Raw genomic sequence first — 15272 nt, 5'->3', positions numbered from 1 at the left:
CGACAGCGATCCGGCTTAACGGATCCGTCCTACTCTAAATATCGATCCGTCTGACTGCGCCGGTTCGTCGCTCCACGCAAAGTCCTGTGACTTGAAATAGACACAAGGAAACGTGGATGTTCAGCGCCGTCAACCCCATCACTTTCAGACTCGATATTGAAGGTTTTTCCGACGACCTTCAGGTACTCGAATTCCGCGCCAAGGAAGCGCTCAACCAGCCTTACGAAGTCAAACTGGAACTGGTCAGCGAACACCCCGACCTGGACCTCGATTCACTCCTGCATCGCTCGGCTTTTCTGAGCTTCGGTCCTGACGGCGCCGGCCTTCACGGGCAGATCTATCAAATCGCGCAAGGCGACTCGGGCAAACGCCTGACCCGCTATCAAATGACCCTGGCACCGCAGCTCGTCTATCTAACCCATTGCCACAACCAGCGCATTTTTCAGCACCAGAGCGTGCCGCAAATCATTGCAAAAGTGCTGAAAGACCAGGGAATCCAGTCCGATGCCTGGCGCTTCCAACTGAGCGCCGAGTACCGGCCACGACGCTATTGCGTGCAGTACGAGACCGATCTGCATTTTCTTCAACGGTTGTGTGAGGAAGAAGGCCTGCACTTTCATTTCCAGCACAGCGCCGATGGGCATGAGCTGGTATTCGGCGACGATCAAAGCGTTTTTTCGAAACCCGAGCAGTCAACCGCGTACAGGCAAGACAGCGGCATGATTACCGAAGCGCCGGTGATTGACCGTTTCAAGCTGCGACTGGAACCGCGCCCCACGCACGTCAGCCGCCGTGATTACGACTTCGAGAAACCGCGCCTGCAACTTGACAGCGAGACCAGACACCCGTTGCTGCCTCACCTGGAGGACTACGCCTTTCCAGGCCAGTTCACCCATCGAGACCACGGCAAACATCTGGCCAATCGGGCATTGGAGCGCCACCGCGCCGATTACCGGCAAGCGAATGGGCATAGCGATCAAAGCGCGATGCGTAGCGGCTATTTTTTCGAGATGACCGAACACCCTCGCGCTGACTGGAATGGACTGTGGTTGTTGACTGAAGTGGAGCACACCGGTTTTCAACCTGGAGTGCTGGAAGAGTCGATCACCGACAGTCGTTCGCAGGATGGCTTCAGTCAGGGCTACCGCAACCATTTTGTCGCCACACCTTGGGACGTGATATTCCGACCGGCCCTTGAACACCCCAAGCCCCGGATGATGGGCAACCAGCATGCAGTCGTCACGGGCCCGCCCGGTGAAGAGATTTATTGTGATCAATACGGTCGAGTCAAAGTCCAGCTGCCCTGGGACCGCGACGGGCAGCACGATGAACAATCGAGTTGCTGGCTGCGTGTCGCCGCTGCCTGGTCCCATGACAGTTACGGCAGCGTGCAGATCCCGCGAGTCGGCATGGAAGTGTTGGTGGGATTCACTGATGGCGATCCCGATAAACCCGTCGTCGTTGCCTGCCTGGCCAACGCCGCGACACCGGTACCACTGGATTTGCCGGCCGAGCACACCCGTAGCATTTTCCGCAGTCAGAGCAGCCCCGGTGGGGGCGGTTACAACGAGCTGCGCATCGAGGACAAAAAAGGTGCCGAAGAGATAGCCCTGCGTGCCCAGCGCGATTTTGTCCAGCTCGTTCTCAATGACGAACGCATTCAGGTCGACAACCAACGAACCGTGGTGATCGGCGGCCTCGCCAGCCACGAACTGCGCGGCGAAGAACAGCGCCTGACCCGCGGCAACCGTTTGACTGAAGTCAAACAGGACGATCACCTGCTGGTTCAGGGCAATCAACATCTTCGCGTCACCAGTCAGCGACTCAGCGCCATGCAGCAGATTCAGCTCAGCGCCGGACAACGAGTCGTCATCAACGGTGGAACGCACCTGGGGCTCATGGCTGGCGGTCAATGGCTGACGCTGGGCCCGGAAGGAATTTTCAGCAGCGTGCCGATTCTGCAGGGCGGCACTGCGCCCGTGAGCATGCCGGCGGAGCCTCTGATGCCGGGGGACTTGCCTTCGCTGAAAGTGGCTTTCCACGCGGCGCAGCAACGCCATGCACTGATTTCATCCCGCGCCTCGCGTTGCCTGATTTGTGAGGCCACCCCAGCATGAAACTCTCGACTTGCCTGCCTGAAGACCTGCCCTGGAACGAGCAACAGGCTTTCCTGTTGCTGGACGGCACGACCTTCAGCGATTTGCCACAGCGCTTGAAAACACTCAATCCCGCCGTAAGCACTGTTGCACTGTATGACAGTGCGCCCTTCACCTCCCTGCGGGATATCTCACCGCTGCTGGTAGGGATTCCACATCCTGACGAAGCAGTTTTTCAGTTCTATCTGCAACAGGCGCATGAAGAGTGGGGAGTGCTGTTGTTCAGCACCTCCCCCGTGCATGACGTGGCTCAACATTTACGCAAACTGCTGACCATCGAGTTGCCCGAAGGCCTGCCAGTGGTTTTGCGCCTGGCCGATGCGGCCGTGGCGCAGGCACTGTTCGGCAGCGGCGATCAACGTTTGTTCGGCCCCCTTTCTTGCGCAGTAATGGCCGATAGCGTCGATGGTCATTGGCATCGTCATCAATCCCGATTGACTGAATGCCCTGAGTTGTCGACGCCCTATCGCCTGAACCCTGAACAGAATGCAGCGCTGGACCGTGTTGACCGACGCCGCGCACTGCTCGAACTCGACACGCATTTGCTCAGTTTTTTCCCCCAGTATCCGGTCGGCAAAACCGTGGGTGAGCGCTGGCCAATGCTCGAACAGCTGGAGTCCGAGGCCAGTGCCTTGGGTTTATGCAGCCAATCCGAGCTTTTCTATTACGCCAACGTCATGGCCTGGCTGAACGGCTCGACGCTCGAACAACATCCGCACATCGCCCAATTGCTCCATACGCCATCGTTGCAATTACCCGGCGAGCGCGTTGCGCTGGCCGCTGATCTGGCCCACCGCTGGGCCACTGAAGGAGAACGCTCATGACCGCTGCTGCCAACCTCGCTGCCGCGGCAGCGTCCAAAACCGCCATCGGTTCTCCCGGTGCCTGCCCCTTGCGGCAAACCCACGTTCAGCTGTTGCCCTTGCGTTATGGACTGGTGGAAAAGCTCCTCGACCCCAGCGCCGAACTGAAACTGCCCTACGCCCTGACTACCCGCCCGCTGGGCATTCGCATGCTGCGCGACGGTTGGTTGTATGTCATCGACAGCGTTACCGGCTATCTCCACGAACATCAGGTACTCAACGGAATGGTCAGCGCCCTGTTACACAAGGGCGCCAAGGTTACCGGTGATCGGCACACGCCCATCGAAGAGTTTCCAGCCCTGGTGTTTTCAAGGCGCAGCACCCTGCACGTGACCTTTGCTGAAGTGCAATGGACAGTGGCCAAATGCGCGCAAGTACTCGACAGCAGGGACGAACGCGAGCACTTCATGCAGGTCGTCGATCTCGGCCCGGTGGATTGCCAAACCGGTGGCACGCACTTGCTGACGGTCAAGCAAGGCCAACGCTGGTTGGCGGAGATTGCTATGGTGCCGGCCCAGCAGGCGCAAGCCGTCAAGGATCGCGCCGAGCTGGAAGCCGAGCTCGCGGCCAACCCGCTGCCGGAGGCCGTTCTATTACCGTCGGTGCTGGTCAGTGACGCTCCCGAACACGAACGCGAGCCCTATTTATGGGAGAAACCCCGACGCTTTCGCGAGGCGCATATCGGCGAGTTTCTGGGGCAGGTTCGCGGGCCTTATCAGGACGACACACTGTTCCTGCTGGTGAATGACGACCTCGGCGTGCTGCGCGACCTGGCCGAGTATCAGGACACTGTCGTCGGCTGGGTCGACGACTGGAGCAATGCCGACCACAACGAACGCGATTACTTGCTGGCCTGCTACATCGAATCCTTGAGCCAACTCAGCCCCGATGATGCCGGCGGTCTGGCCAACGCCAGCGACGACCCCGCAGTCGAGGCCTTGTTTGCCGATCTGCAACAGTTGCCGGAGCCGACCCAGGAACGCACCCGAAAAGCCTTGCTGGAGTACCTGAACAAGGGCGGTAAGGTCGAGCAGATAGACGTACCGGCGCCCCCGGAGCTGGAGCAATTGCGCAAGGAAGCCCTTGCCACAATCTTCGTGATGGGTAAGCACCAAGGCACCGCCGTCCACAGCGCTGCGATTGAGGATGCAGACCGCAATTATTACACTCGCCAACATTTCAAGGTTGCCCCTGCGGACTTCGTTGAACGTCACCTCAGAGCCTTGGTCAAGCTCGGCAGGGAGCAAAACACACGCATCGAAGACGTGCTCGAGGGCTCCTGGTTCTCAGGCACACGCGGGATCAACGATTTCATCGACCGCCCGGCCATGGACAACTCGCTGTTTCAGCAGCGTGCCGACCTTGGCCGCTGGAACCGCTTGCTCGAGCGCATCACCGCTGACCGCACGCAACTGGTGTGTGCCGGTCGCTATCATCGCTCGGCCTGGTACTACGACGGGCAGGATCCGCAGCAACTGGGCGAGGCCTTCAACGCCGAGTACGCCTGCCTCAAAGACATTTGCCGCAGCGACCACGCCAGTGAAGAGATGCTTGGCTACCTGGAAAAACACCCGGAGCTGACGCGACGGCTGTTCTATACCTTGCCGCTGCACATTCGGCCCGAGCTGCTGGTGCAATACAGCGTGTTGTCCAACGCCGGCATGGGCCTGTTCAACAACCTGCCGCACTGGCTGGAAGCCCTGCAGAAAATCGAACAACCGCACCTGCCCGCCCTCGACGATTTACCCGACCACACCCGTGCCGTCGCCGACGCGACCCAGCACAGCCTGAGCCCAGCGCTGAACCTGGGCCTGAGCCGCGCATTGGAAGGTTTCGATCTGGCAGGAGGGAAAGTCCCAGACCTCGACGAATTGTTCCGCCACCTGCCCAAAGCGCTGCCGGCGCGGATCCTCGATGCGGCGAAAACCACTGGCGTGACCTTCACCATCGCCACCCCGGGGGAACACGCGGCGCTGCAAACCGACATCAAGGACGTGCTTAGGGAACGCGGTTACCTCAAGGACCTGACCGTCAAACGCAAGCAGCTCACCCACAACAAAAACCAGGCCGGCCACAAGCAGCCACGGGCGATCGAGTTGCAGACCGAGATCGTTCGGGTGCGTGCGGAGTTGACGCAACTCGAAGGCCGACTGGCGGGTGCACTGAGCCCGATTGCCGAACTGCCGGATCATTCGGTGCGCACCTATGGCGCCACGCCGGCTCGGGCGGGAGTGACCGTGGTGTTTCCACCGGCGCAGCAGCAGGAGGTGAGGAGTTTGTTGAAGAACGTTCGGCTGGGGATTCAGAGGGTGCCGAATGCGGATCTGATTAAAAGCGAAGGGGTCGGGTTGTTGGTGTTTTTGGTGCAGGCGGTGAATTTGGTGTCAGTTATGAAGGAAACTTTTAGCCAATCGCGAGACAAACGTAAGTTGGGGCCGTTGATTGGTGCGAGTTTGTCCACAGGCGCTGCAGGATTCACTGCTGCTCAAAGCTTGGCAGATACCGCCCTGAAGGCACGCAGCGATAAGCTAGTCGATACACTTCAACACCACGCCTTGCAGAATGTGCATGTGCAGATGGGGAAGCTGCATGTTGGGTTAGGCTCCGTCACCTACCTTCTAGGTTCTTTTTCTTCACTGGCCAGTCTTAATACCCAGCAACAGAATTGGCAGCAGGCGACGCGCAGTGGAAATCGCTTGGCACAGAGTAGTGCAGCACTCGCCACAATGGGTGCCAGCGGCATGGTTGCTGTTAACACCTATGGCCTTAGCCATACCGTCCACGCCACTTTTAAAGTGCTGGTCGCACGGAACAGCGCTGCACGAACAGCCGCCTGGGCCGCGGCCGGCACACGGCTATCCACCGTGTTTTTCCGGGTCAACCTGGCCGGTGCATTGTTCACCGTGCTGGAGTTGGGCGGCACCTGGCTGTTCAATCGCTACAACATCAGCGCGCACGATAAATGGCTAAAAACCACGCCATGGAGCCTGGACATTGATGAACGCGGTAACTACACCCTGGATGAGTACCAACGTTACCTAGGTGATTTACTTCACGCCCCTTCTGCAAAACTTGGCCTGAACGAGCATGATTCATTGCTGAAGAACCTGTTTTTGCGCGCTAAACCCAGTGACATTCATCTGAAACTGCCGGGGCTCAATCTCAGTGACTTCCAGCCCCCCTTGAGCGGTAAACCGTCTAAGCGATTGGGCATTGGCGCCCATCGTCTTTTCCGCCCCATCGACAGCCGCGGCACCGCGCGTGAGCGCAAGGACGCCATCAGCGATGAAGTATTGGACAGCCTGCAGGTTGTGCAAGCAGACCCATTGATTCTATGCCTTCAATATCCGCTGAATCGTGATGCCCCCCTGACGCCTGTGGCCGAGACACTGGAGCTGGCAGTGTGCGTGCAATCACTGAACGCCAAAGGAGAGTGGATATCTCGCACCCACGTCATTCACCTCAACCCTCGGGGTGAGGGTGACTTTCCTTCTCTGCCCCCCAAAACAGTCACCGAGCACCCGCCACTGTTGCTGGTTGAAACCCATTTGCTGGAGTTCGCCGACCATGCCCAACAACCTTGATAGCCCCATGCCCGCGCCGCACCTGGAGCACTCCCGCAAAGCCGGAGATGTTGAACCGTTTCCAAGCGGGAAGATTACCTATATCGCGCCGTTGCCGCTTCCAACACCGCTGCCGCCTCATGGCCCTCATATTGGGGAGTTAAATGAGGTGTACATGGACTTCGGGTTGGGATCGCCGGAGGTATTTTCGTGGCAGGTTATATTAGGTGGGCCATTCAGTGTTGCCTTTATGATTGCATTTCTGTTTCCCCTCATCACTGGATGCTTTGGTCTCATATTCGGATATGACCTTGCTTACACATGGGAGTTTGTCATTGATTACTTCTTCGCCATCTACGGATACGCCATATATGGGGGGCTTTTTGGTTTAACCATCGGCCTCTGCGTCTGGCTCCACAACCACAATAAACGCGCCGAAATCATCCCCACCCGCTTCAACCGCCAGCGCCGTGAAGTCTGCTTCATGCCCGAGGACGCTACCGAACCGCTCTTCGTCCCCTGGGAATCCCTGTCCGCCTGGGTCATCGAAGCCCAGGGCGCCACCCAGTACGGCATCCGTCGCCAATACGGCATGGGCATCGGCTTCCAGCACGGCGAGACCCTGACCAGCGTCGAATTCCCCTGCGCCGGCCTGCCCTTGGCCATCAGTCACTGGGAAGCGATCCGCGGGTACATGGAATATGAAGTCAACGACCTCAAATCGATCCAGGACTTGCAAGACCTGCAAGGCCCCGACGATCCGCCCCACGAAGGCCTGCACACCTTCCGCAACGCCCGGGCGCGCATGCACCAGCAAATTCGCGATGGCGAACGCGGTCGGGTTTCAGGGTTTTTCTGGTACCTGTACCACGTCATGACCCTCTGGACCCTGCCCAACCACCTCACCGAATGGGAAATCCGCCGCATCAAGACCATGGGCCAACACGCCTTGCCCGAGGTGATGCGTCAGTGGTCCGAACCGCTGCCGAAGGAACAATGGGCCAAACCCAGTGCAGAACTGCTGCGCATGAGCCAACAGGTGCGCGAGCTACACAAACGCCAGCCACGGCGGCCGATTACCGAGATTTTTGCTGAGGTGTCTCGGGGCGACAGCACCGGTAAACGACGCGCATGAAGTGTCCTGACCGGACGAGCCGAGTCGTTCACACAGCCGTCATCGCGGGCAAGCCTTGCTCCTACAGTCCGGCGCCGTCCTTGGTGGCCAAAGGAGAGTGGGTTTCCCACACCCACGTCATTCACCTCAATCCTCGGGGCGAAGGCCATTTTCCTGCGCTGTCCCTAAAAACAGTCACCGAACATCCCCCCCTGTTGCTGGTTGAAACCCATTTGCTGGAGCTGGCCGACCATGCCCAACAACCTTGATAGCCCCATGCCCGCGCCGCACCTTGAGCAATCCCGCAAAGCTGGAGATGTCGAGCCGTTTCCAAGCGGGAAGATTACCTATCTCGCGCCGTTGCCGCTTCCAACACCGCTGCCGCCTCATGGCCCTCATATTGGGGAGTTAAATGAGGTGTACATGGACTTCGGGTTGGGGTCTCCCCAAGTCTTTATGTGGCAAGTAACACTAGGCGGGCCATTCAGTGGCGCCTTTTTAATTGCTTTTCTCATTCCTCTGTTCAGCGGTTTCATGTTTTTTCTGTTCGGTCAAAGCTGGGACGATATACAAGACATCACAACTCGTATTTTCATAGAGGAGGCGTATGAGCTCGCCCTAGTAACCGGCTTTCTCACCCTGTTCATCGGCCTCTGCGTCTGGCTCCACAACCACAACAAACGTGCCGAAATCATCCCCACCCGCTTCAACCGTCAGCGCCGCGAAGTCTGCTTCATACCCGAGGACGCCACCGAACCGCTCTTCGTCCCCTGGGAATCCCTGTCCGCCTGGGTCATCGAAGCCCAGGGCGCCACCCAGTACGGCATCCGTCGCCAGTACGGCATGGGCATCGGCTTCCAGCACGGCGAAACCCTGACCAGCGTCGAATTCCCCTGCGCTGGCCTGCCCTTGGCCATCAGTCACTGGGAAGCGATCCGCGGTTACATGGAATATGAAGTCAACGACCTCAAATCGATCCAGGACTTGCAAGACCTGCAAGGCCCCGACGACCCGCCCCATGAAGGCCTGCACACCTTCCGCAACGCCCGGGCGCGCATGCACCAGCAAATTCGCGATGGCGAACGCGGTCGGGTATCAGGGTTTTTCTGGTACCTGTACCACGTCATGACCCTCTGGACCCTGCCCAACCACCTCACCGAATGGGAAATCCGCCGCATCAAGACCATGGGCCAACATGTCCTGCCCGAGGTGATGCGCCAATGGTCCGAGCCGCTGCCGAAGGAACAATGGGCCAAACCCAGCGCAGAACTGCTGCGCATGAGCCAACAGGTGCGCGAGCTACACAAACGCCAGCCACGGCGGCCGATTACCGAGATTTTTGCCGAGGTGTCTCGGGGCGACAGCACCGGCAAACGAAGCGCATGAAGTGTCCTGACCGGACGAGCCGCGTCGCTCACGCAGCCGTCATCGCGGGCAAGCCTTGCGCCTACAGGCGGCGCCGACCTATGGACACGCGCGGCAGGTGATTGAACAAGGCACGCTCGGTTTTTTGCCAGTAAACTCCCTCCCCTTTAGCCGCCATCATTTTCCCTGCGGCCATCACCTTATTTCCTACGGAGTTTGCCTTGCGTCTGTTCCACACCTCCGATTGGCACCTTGGGCAAAACCTGCATGGCCAGGAACGCGACTTCGAGCACGGCTGTTTCCTCGATTGGCTGCTGCGCCAGTTGGGGCTGGAGAAGCCCGATGTGCTGCTGATCGCTGGCGACATCTTCGACACGGTCAATCCGCCGGTCAAAGCCCAGGAACGTCTCTACGACTTCATCGTCAGCGCACACGAGCAGCAGCCATCGCTGACCATCGTGATGATCGCCGGCAATCATGACTCCGGTTCGCGGATCGAATTGCCCGCGCCGCTGATGCGCCGGTTACGCACTCACGCGCTGGGCCGGGTGTTGTGGCTCGATGACGGGCAACTGGACGCCGAACGCTTGCTGATTCCGCTGCCCGATGCCTCGGGTGAAATCGCCGGCTGGTGCCTGGCGCTGCCGTTTCTGCGCCCCGCCGAAGTTACCGGTGCGCATCTGGGCGACAACTACCTGCGCGGCATAGGTCAGGTGCATGAATGGCTGATCGAAGCTGCCAATGCCAAGCGCCAACCCGGTCAGGCATTGATCGCCATCAGCCACGCGCACATGGCCGGTGGGTCGGTGTCCGAGGACTCCGAGCGCAGCCTGATCATTGGCAACGCCGAAGCCCTGCCCGCCAGCCTGTTCGGGCCGAGTATCAGCTACGTTGCCCTTGGCCATTTGCACAAGCCGCAGAAGGTCAACGGCGAGGAGCGCATTCGCTACAGCGGCTCACCGATCCCGTTGTCGTTTTCCGAAATCGGCTATCAGCATCAGATTCTCGACATCACGCTCGACGGCGAGACGCTGCTCAGCGTCGAACCCCGGTTGATCCCCCGCGCGGTCAACCTGCAGCGCCTGGGCCCTGCTCCGCTCAGTGAAATCCTGACGCAGCTCGCGGATTTGCCGAACATCGACCTGTTGGCCGATCTCCAGCGCCAACCGTGGCTCGAAGTCCGCGTGCGCCTTGATGAACCGCAGCCGGACTTGCGCCAACAAATCGAAACCGCGCTGCAAGGCAAAGCCGTGCGGCTGGTGCGAATCGCTGCCGAATACGCCGGCAATGGCGGTCGAGACGGCGCGGATGACACGGGTCAGTTGGTCGAACTGGACCAGCTTACGCCACAGGAATTATTCAGCCGTGCCTGGCTCGATAACTACGGCAGCGCCGTCGACGAACAGACACTCCAGGACTTTGCGGTGCTGCTGCAAGACGTTCAGCAGGAGAGCGAACAGCCATGAAAATCCTCGCGATCCGCCTGAAAAACCTCGCCTCGCTGGCGGGCCCCTTTGAAATCGACTTCACCGCCGACCCCCTGGCCAGTTCCGGCCTGTTTGCGATTACCGGGCCGACCGGCGCCGGCAAAAGCACCTTGCTCGATGCGTTGTGCCTGGCGCTGTTTGGCGCAGTGCCGCGCCTCAACAACACCGGACGCGACGCCAAGGTACCGGATGCAGACGGCGAGATCGCCACCGGCGACCCGCGCACCCTGCTGCGCCGTGGCACCGGTGACGGCTATGCCGAGGTCGACTTTGTCGGCATCGACGGTCGTCGCTACCGTGCACGCTGGGAGGCCAATCGCGCCCGTGAAAAAGCCAACGGCAAGCTGCAAGCCAGCCGTCAAAGCCTGCGCGACCTCGACACCGATCAACTGCTGGCCAGCCAGAAAGGCGAATACAAGACTCAACTGGAAGCCGTGCTGGGCCTGAACTTCGAACAGTTCACCCGCGCGGTGATGCTCGCTCAAAGCGAGTTCAGCGCTTTTCTCAAGGCCGATGACAACGACCGCAGCGAACTGCTGGAAAAGCTCACCGACACCGCGCTCTACACGCGCCTGGGCAAGCGTGCTTTCGATAAAAGCAAGGAAACCCGCGAAGCCCACAAGTTGCTGCAAGATCAGGCCACTGGCGTAACGCCCCTTGAACCCGAGGCCCGCGCCGAACTCGATCAGCGCTTCAACGACGCTCAGCAACAACTCAAAAACCAGCAAGCACAGCTCAAGCAACTTGAACTGCAGAACACCTGGCTCAAAGAACTGCAGCAGTTGCAGGACCAGCAACAGGCCGCCGCCGAGCAATTGCAACAGGCTCAACAGTCGTGGGACGCCCAGACTGGCGAACGGCTGAACCTGGCGCGCCTGGAACAACTGGCGCCGCAGCGGCATCAGTTTGCCCGGCAAACCGAGCTGAGCGCGCAACTGAGCCCGTTGGCCGCGCTGATTCAGCAACACGCTCAACAACAGAACGAGTTGCAAACCCGTCAGGTTCAACTAGAACACAGCCTGGAATCCGCAAAAACCGCGCTGACCCAAGCCCAAAGCCAGCACAGCAACAACGCCCCACTGCTGCGTCAGGCCTTCGAAGAACAGAGCAACCTGGCGCGCCTGACCCAGACCATCAACGCCTCAGCCGAACTCAAGCACAACGCCGAACTGGCCAGCTCCGAAGGCCAGCAAGCCATCGCGCAAATGCTCGAACAGCAACAACGGGTTGCCGAACGCCTGGCGACGATTGCGACGCAGCTGGAACTGAGCCTCCAACTGGCTCCCGTCAGTGACGCCTGGAACGCTTACCGCGAACGCTTGCAGCAACTGATGCTGGTCGGCAATCGCCTGAAAAAGGGTCAGGCCGAACTGCTCCAAATGGAACGACGGGCGGCGGACACCGCCGCCCAGTTCAGCGCGCAACGGCAAAGCCTGGAGCTGCTCTACAGCGAAGCCGGCGCTGAACCTGCAGCTGTTGCCGAACAGATTCAGATCCTCGGCAGCCTGCTGCAAGACAACCGCAAGCAGCAGCGCGCCATCGAAGAGCTCGCGCGATTGTGGGCTCGTCAGCAGGAGCTGGACACGCGCACGCAGGACCTGCAACAGCGCCTGCAAACCGTCCAGACAGAACGCGAACGCCTGACCCGCGAAGGCGTCCAGGCCAAGGCCGAACTGACTGTTGCCGAGCAAACCCTGACAGTCACTCGGGAACTGCTGGAGCGTCAGCGCCTGGCGCGCAGTGCCAGCGTCGAAGAGTTGCGCGGGCAGTTGCAGGACGATCAACCGTGCCCGGTCTGCGGCAGCGTCGAGCATCCTTATCATCAGCCAGAAGCATTGCTGCAAAGCCTCGGCCGGCACGATGAAAGCGAACAGGCCAATGCACAAAAAGCCGTTGACCTGCTCAAGGAAAAACTCGCAGACCTGCGCACCGAAGTCGGCGGGCTGATTGCCCAGCAAAAAGAACTGCTGCAACAACAGGAACAGCTGGCAACCCAGCAGCAGAGCCTGACACCGAGCCTTGAAGCGCATCCACTGGCCGCCCAGTTGCTGACCCAGGAAACCGCCAAACGCGACGCCTGGCTGAATCAGCAAAGTGCTCAGTTGAATCAGAGCATTGCCCAGGACGAACAGCGACAAAGCGCCCTGCTCACCTTGCAGCAAGACGCCGCACGTCTTCAGCAACAACTGCAAGCCGCCGACCAGGCCAGCCAACAGGCTGCCCAGCAACTGGCGATCCAGCAGCGCGAGTTGAGCAATGACAGCCAGCGCCTTGAAGAGGAACTCGCAGCGTTCAGCGCCCTGCTCCCGGCGGCGACCCTTGACGGTTTGCGCAACGAGCCCGCTGCGACCTTCATGCAACTCGATCAGCAGGTCGCCCAGCGGCTGGAACAGCTGGAATTGCAACGCGAAGAACTCAGCGAGCAACAACAGCGTCAGCAAACCCTCGAGAAAGAACAGGACCGGCAACTGACACGCGTGCAGCAATTGCAAGCCGCACAGCAACAATTCAGCGCACTCGCCGAGCAGCAACACGCCGCCCAACAAAAACTCGCCGAACTGCTGGGCGAGCAGCCGAGCGCCGAGCAGTGGCAGCAGCAACTGGATCAGGCCGTCGAACAGGCTCGACAGGCCGAAGCGATGGCCAATCAAGAGCTGCAAGAAGTCCGCAGCCAGCAGATTCAACTGGCCGCCGAGCTCAGGGCGGAGCAACAACGCCAGCACGCGCTGGAAGCCGAAAGTCATGAGCTGAGCGGCAAGATTGCCGAATGGCGAGCCCTTCATCCGGAACTCGACGATGGCGGCCTGGAGCAGTTACTGGCGTTCAGCGACGAGCAGGTCAGCCAGTTGCGCCAACAGCTACAGCTCGGCGAAAAAGCCATCGAGCAAGCCAAGGTGCTAGTGCATGAACGCGAACAGCGCCTGCACATCCATCAGGCGCAGCACAACGGCAACCTCGATGCCGAACAACTGGCCACAGCCCTTGGCGAGCTGCAAAACCAGTTCGGGATCAGCGAACAGCTCTGCGCCGAACTACGTGCGCAACAAGCCGAGGATCAACGCCGTCAGGACGCCAATCAGGCGCTGGCACAACGCATTGGCGATGCCTACAACGAGTGGCAGCGCTGGGCACGGCTGAATGCCCTGATCGGCTCGGCCACCGGAGACACTTTCCGCAAGATCGCCCAGGCCTACAACCTCGATTTGCTGGTGCATCACGCCAACGCCCAGTTGCGCCAACTGGTGCGCCGCTACCGGCTCAAGCGCGGCGGCAGCATGCTCGGCTTGCTGGTGATGGACACGGAGATGGGCGACGAACTGCGCTCGGTGCATTCGCTGTCGGGCGGCGAAACCTTCCTGGTGTCGCTGGCATTGGCGCTGGGCCTGGCCTCGATGGCGTCGAGCACGCTGAAAATCGAATCGCTGTTCATCGATGAAGGCTTCGGCAGCCTCGACCCCGAGTCACTGCAATTGGCGATGGACGCCCTTGATGGCCTGCAGGCGCAGGGTCGCAAGGTCGGCGTAATCTCCCACGTACAGGAGATGCACGAGCGAATCCCGGTGCAGATCCAGGTTCATCGCCAAGGCAATGGCCTGAGTACGCTGGAGGTCAAATGAGCACGCCGACGCTCTACTCTTTCCGCCGCTGCCCCTACGCCATGCGCGCACGCATGGCGCTGCGTTACAGTTCAGTGGCGGTGGACATTGTCGAGGTCAGCCTTAAAGCCAAGCCGCCGCAGATGCTCGCGTTGTCGAGCAAAGGCACCGTGCCGGTGCTGAGCCTGGACGGTCGGGTGATCGAGGAAAGCCTGGAGATCATGCAATGGGCGCTGGAACAGAACGACCCGCAGGATTGGTTGCTCAAGGACGATCCTGCAGCGCAGCAACGTGGCGCGGCGCTGATCGAAGCAAACGATCAGACGTTCAAGCTGCACCTCAATCGCTACAAATACGCTGAACGCTACCCGGAACACCCCATGGAGCATTACCGCGCGGAAGGCGAAGTGTTTTTGCTCGAACTGGATGAGTTGCTGCAACAGCGAGTGTATCTGGTGGCCGATCATCTGAGCCTGGCAGATATCGCCCTGGCACCGTTCATACGCCAGTTCGCACATGTCGACCGCGAGTGGTTTGCGCAGACGCCGTATCGGCATCTTCAGGCCTGGTTGCAGGGGATTCTTGAGTCAGCGTTGTTCGCCGCCATCATGGCCAAACAACCAACCTGACTTCCTACGCCAACGCGCTGCACATTTTAAGCGCCGAGCAATCAACCTCAAACGGCCCCAGAACCACTGCTTTGGGTTTGGCCGGCGGATTACCCGCCAACAACCCCAGCGCCTTGGCGGTCTGGATGTTGTGGGCGATGTTGTGATTGCACTCGATGGCCCGTGCCAGCGAGCCCGCCGAGCCTTGGCCAATGCCGAGCAGTGAAGATCCATTGGTCAGGAATGCCAGGAAGGCGACGACCATCAGTTTGCGCCCTTTCATACCCCCACGGCTCCCGCGACATCGGAATGCTCAGCGCTGGCGTGCTGCACGTGCTCAAACTGGATGGCGGGATAAGCGACCTGAATCGGTGCTTGCGTGATGCGCTGCGACTGGGCCGAAAGACTGACCACCAGAACCATCGCCACGTATAAACCAATGGCGACGTACGCGCCGTGTTTGGCAGAAGAAAGGATTGTGCCGGCCATGGGATTCTCCGTGGGCATGTTTCAGTGCCCA

Annotated in this window: 10 protein-coding genes; 8 read left to right on the top strand and 2 right to left on the bottom strand. The window is 59.9% G+C overall.

The window, feature by feature from the left end; genetic code table 11:
- Positions 1-116: 116 nt before the first annotated feature.
- The 8 genes from AABM55_RS14150 (at position 117) to AABM55_RS14115 (ending at position 14773) form a co-directional block, all read left to right on the top strand.
- Positions 117-2117: a type VI secretion system tip protein VgrG gene (locus AABM55_RS14150; protein WP_347929917.1), complete on the top strand. Its 2001-nt coding sequence runs from the start codon at positions 117-119 to the stop codon at positions 2115-2117.
- On the top strand, positions 2114-2980 hold the full coding sequence (locus AABM55_RS14145) for a DUF4123 domain-containing protein (RefSeq protein WP_347929916.1): 867 nt from the start codon (positions 2114-2116) through the stop codon (positions 2978-2980). Before AABM55_RS14150 ends, AABM55_RS14145 begins: the two co-directional genes overlap by 4 nt.
- Positions 2977-6603, top strand: a complete 3627-nt coding sequence (locus AABM55_RS14140; protein ID WP_347929915.1) for a toxin VasX — start codon at positions 2977-2979, stop codon at positions 6601-6603. Before AABM55_RS14145 ends, AABM55_RS14140 begins: the two co-directional genes overlap by 4 nt.
- Positions 6587-7717, top strand: a complete 1131-nt coding sequence (locus AABM55_RS14135; protein WP_347929914.1) for a SoxR reducing system RseC family protein — start codon at positions 6587-6589, stop codon at positions 7715-7717. The genes AABM55_RS14140 and AABM55_RS14135 overlap by 17 nt, the downstream gene beginning before the upstream one ends.
- A 513-nt stretch (positions 7718-8230) precedes the next feature.
- Positions 8231-9082, top strand: a complete 852-nt coding sequence (locus AABM55_RS14130; protein WP_347929913.1) for a hypothetical protein — start codon at positions 8231-8233, stop codon at positions 9080-9082.
- A gap of 200 nt (positions 9083-9282) precedes the next feature.
- Positions 9283-10527, top strand: coding sequence for an exonuclease SbcCD subunit D C-terminal domain-containing protein (locus AABM55_RS14125; protein WP_347929912.1), 1245 nt, complete (start codon positions 9283-9285; stop codon positions 10525-10527).
- Positions 10524-14165, top strand: a complete 3642-nt coding sequence (locus tag AABM55_RS14120; protein ID WP_347929911.1) for an AAA family ATPase — start codon at positions 10524-10526, stop codon at positions 14163-14165. Before AABM55_RS14125 ends, AABM55_RS14120 begins: the two co-directional genes overlap by 4 nt.
- Positions 14162-14773, top strand: coding sequence for a glutathione S-transferase (locus AABM55_RS14115; RefSeq protein WP_347929910.1), 612 nt, complete (start codon positions 14162-14164; stop codon positions 14771-14773). The genes AABM55_RS14120 and AABM55_RS14115 overlap by 4 nt, the downstream gene beginning before the upstream one ends.
- Positions 14774-14777: 4 nt before the next feature.
- Here AABM55_RS14115 and AABM55_RS14110 read toward each other — a convergent pair whose 3' ends face one another.
- Both AABM55_RS14110 and AABM55_RS14105 read right to left on the bottom strand, forming a co-directional pair.
- Positions 14778-15035, bottom strand: a complete 258-nt coding sequence (locus tag AABM55_RS14110) for a hypothetical protein (protein WP_054597155.1) — start codon at positions 15033-15035, stop codon at positions 14778-14780.
- Entirely contained in the window at positions 15032-15241 is a 210-nt protein-coding gene (locus AABM55_RS14105) for a hypothetical protein (RefSeq protein WP_347929909.1), read from the bottom strand. The genes AABM55_RS14110 and AABM55_RS14105 overlap by 4 nt, the downstream gene beginning before the upstream one ends.
- Positions 15242-15272: the final 31 nt, after the last annotated feature.

Origin of the sequence: Pseudomonas helvetica, assembly GCF_039908645.1 — a bacterium.
In the GTDB taxonomy this organism is placed as follows: Bacteria; Pseudomonadota; Gammaproteobacteria; order Pseudomonadales; family Pseudomonadaceae; genus Aquipseudomonas; species Aquipseudomonas helvetica.
This window is presented reverse-complemented; position numbering and strand designations above follow the sequence as displayed.

Excerpts from the sequence above, each read along its gene's own strand:
- AABM55_RS14140 (WP_347929915.1), top strand. The coding sequence starts at position 2,977 with ATGACCGCTGCTGCCAACCTCGCTGCCGCGGCAGCGTCCAAAACCGCC.
- AABM55_RS14110 (WP_054597155.1), bottom strand. The coding sequence starts at position 15,035 with ATGAAAGGGCGCAAACTGATGGTCGTCGCCTTCCTGGCATTCCTGACC.
- AABM55_RS14145 (WP_347929916.1), top strand. The coding sequence starts at position 2,114 with ATGAAACTCTCGACTTGCCTGCCTGAAGACCTGCCCTGGAACGAGCAA.
- AABM55_RS14120 (WP_347929911.1), top strand. The coding sequence starts at position 10,524 with ATGAAAATCCTCGCGATCCGCCTGAAAAACCTCGCCTCGCTGGCGGGC.
- AABM55_RS14130 (WP_347929913.1), top strand. The coding sequence starts at position 8,231 with ATGTTTTTTCTGTTCGGTCAAAGCTGGGACGATATACAAGACATCACA.
- AABM55_RS14115 (WP_347929910.1), top strand. The coding sequence starts at position 14,162 with ATGAGCACGCCGACGCTCTACTCTTTCCGCCGCTGCCCCTACGCCATG.
- AABM55_RS14150 (WP_347929917.1), top strand. The coding sequence starts at position 117 with ATGTTCAGCGCCGTCAACCCCATCACTTTCAGACTCGATATTGAAGGT.
- AABM55_RS14135 (WP_347929914.1), top strand. The coding sequence starts at position 6,587 with ATGCCCAACAACCTTGATAGCCCCATGCCCGCGCCGCACCTGGAGCAC.
- AABM55_RS14105 (WP_347929909.1), bottom strand. The coding sequence starts at position 15,241 with ATGGCCGGCACAATCCTTTCTTCTGCCAAACACGGCGCGTACGTCGCC.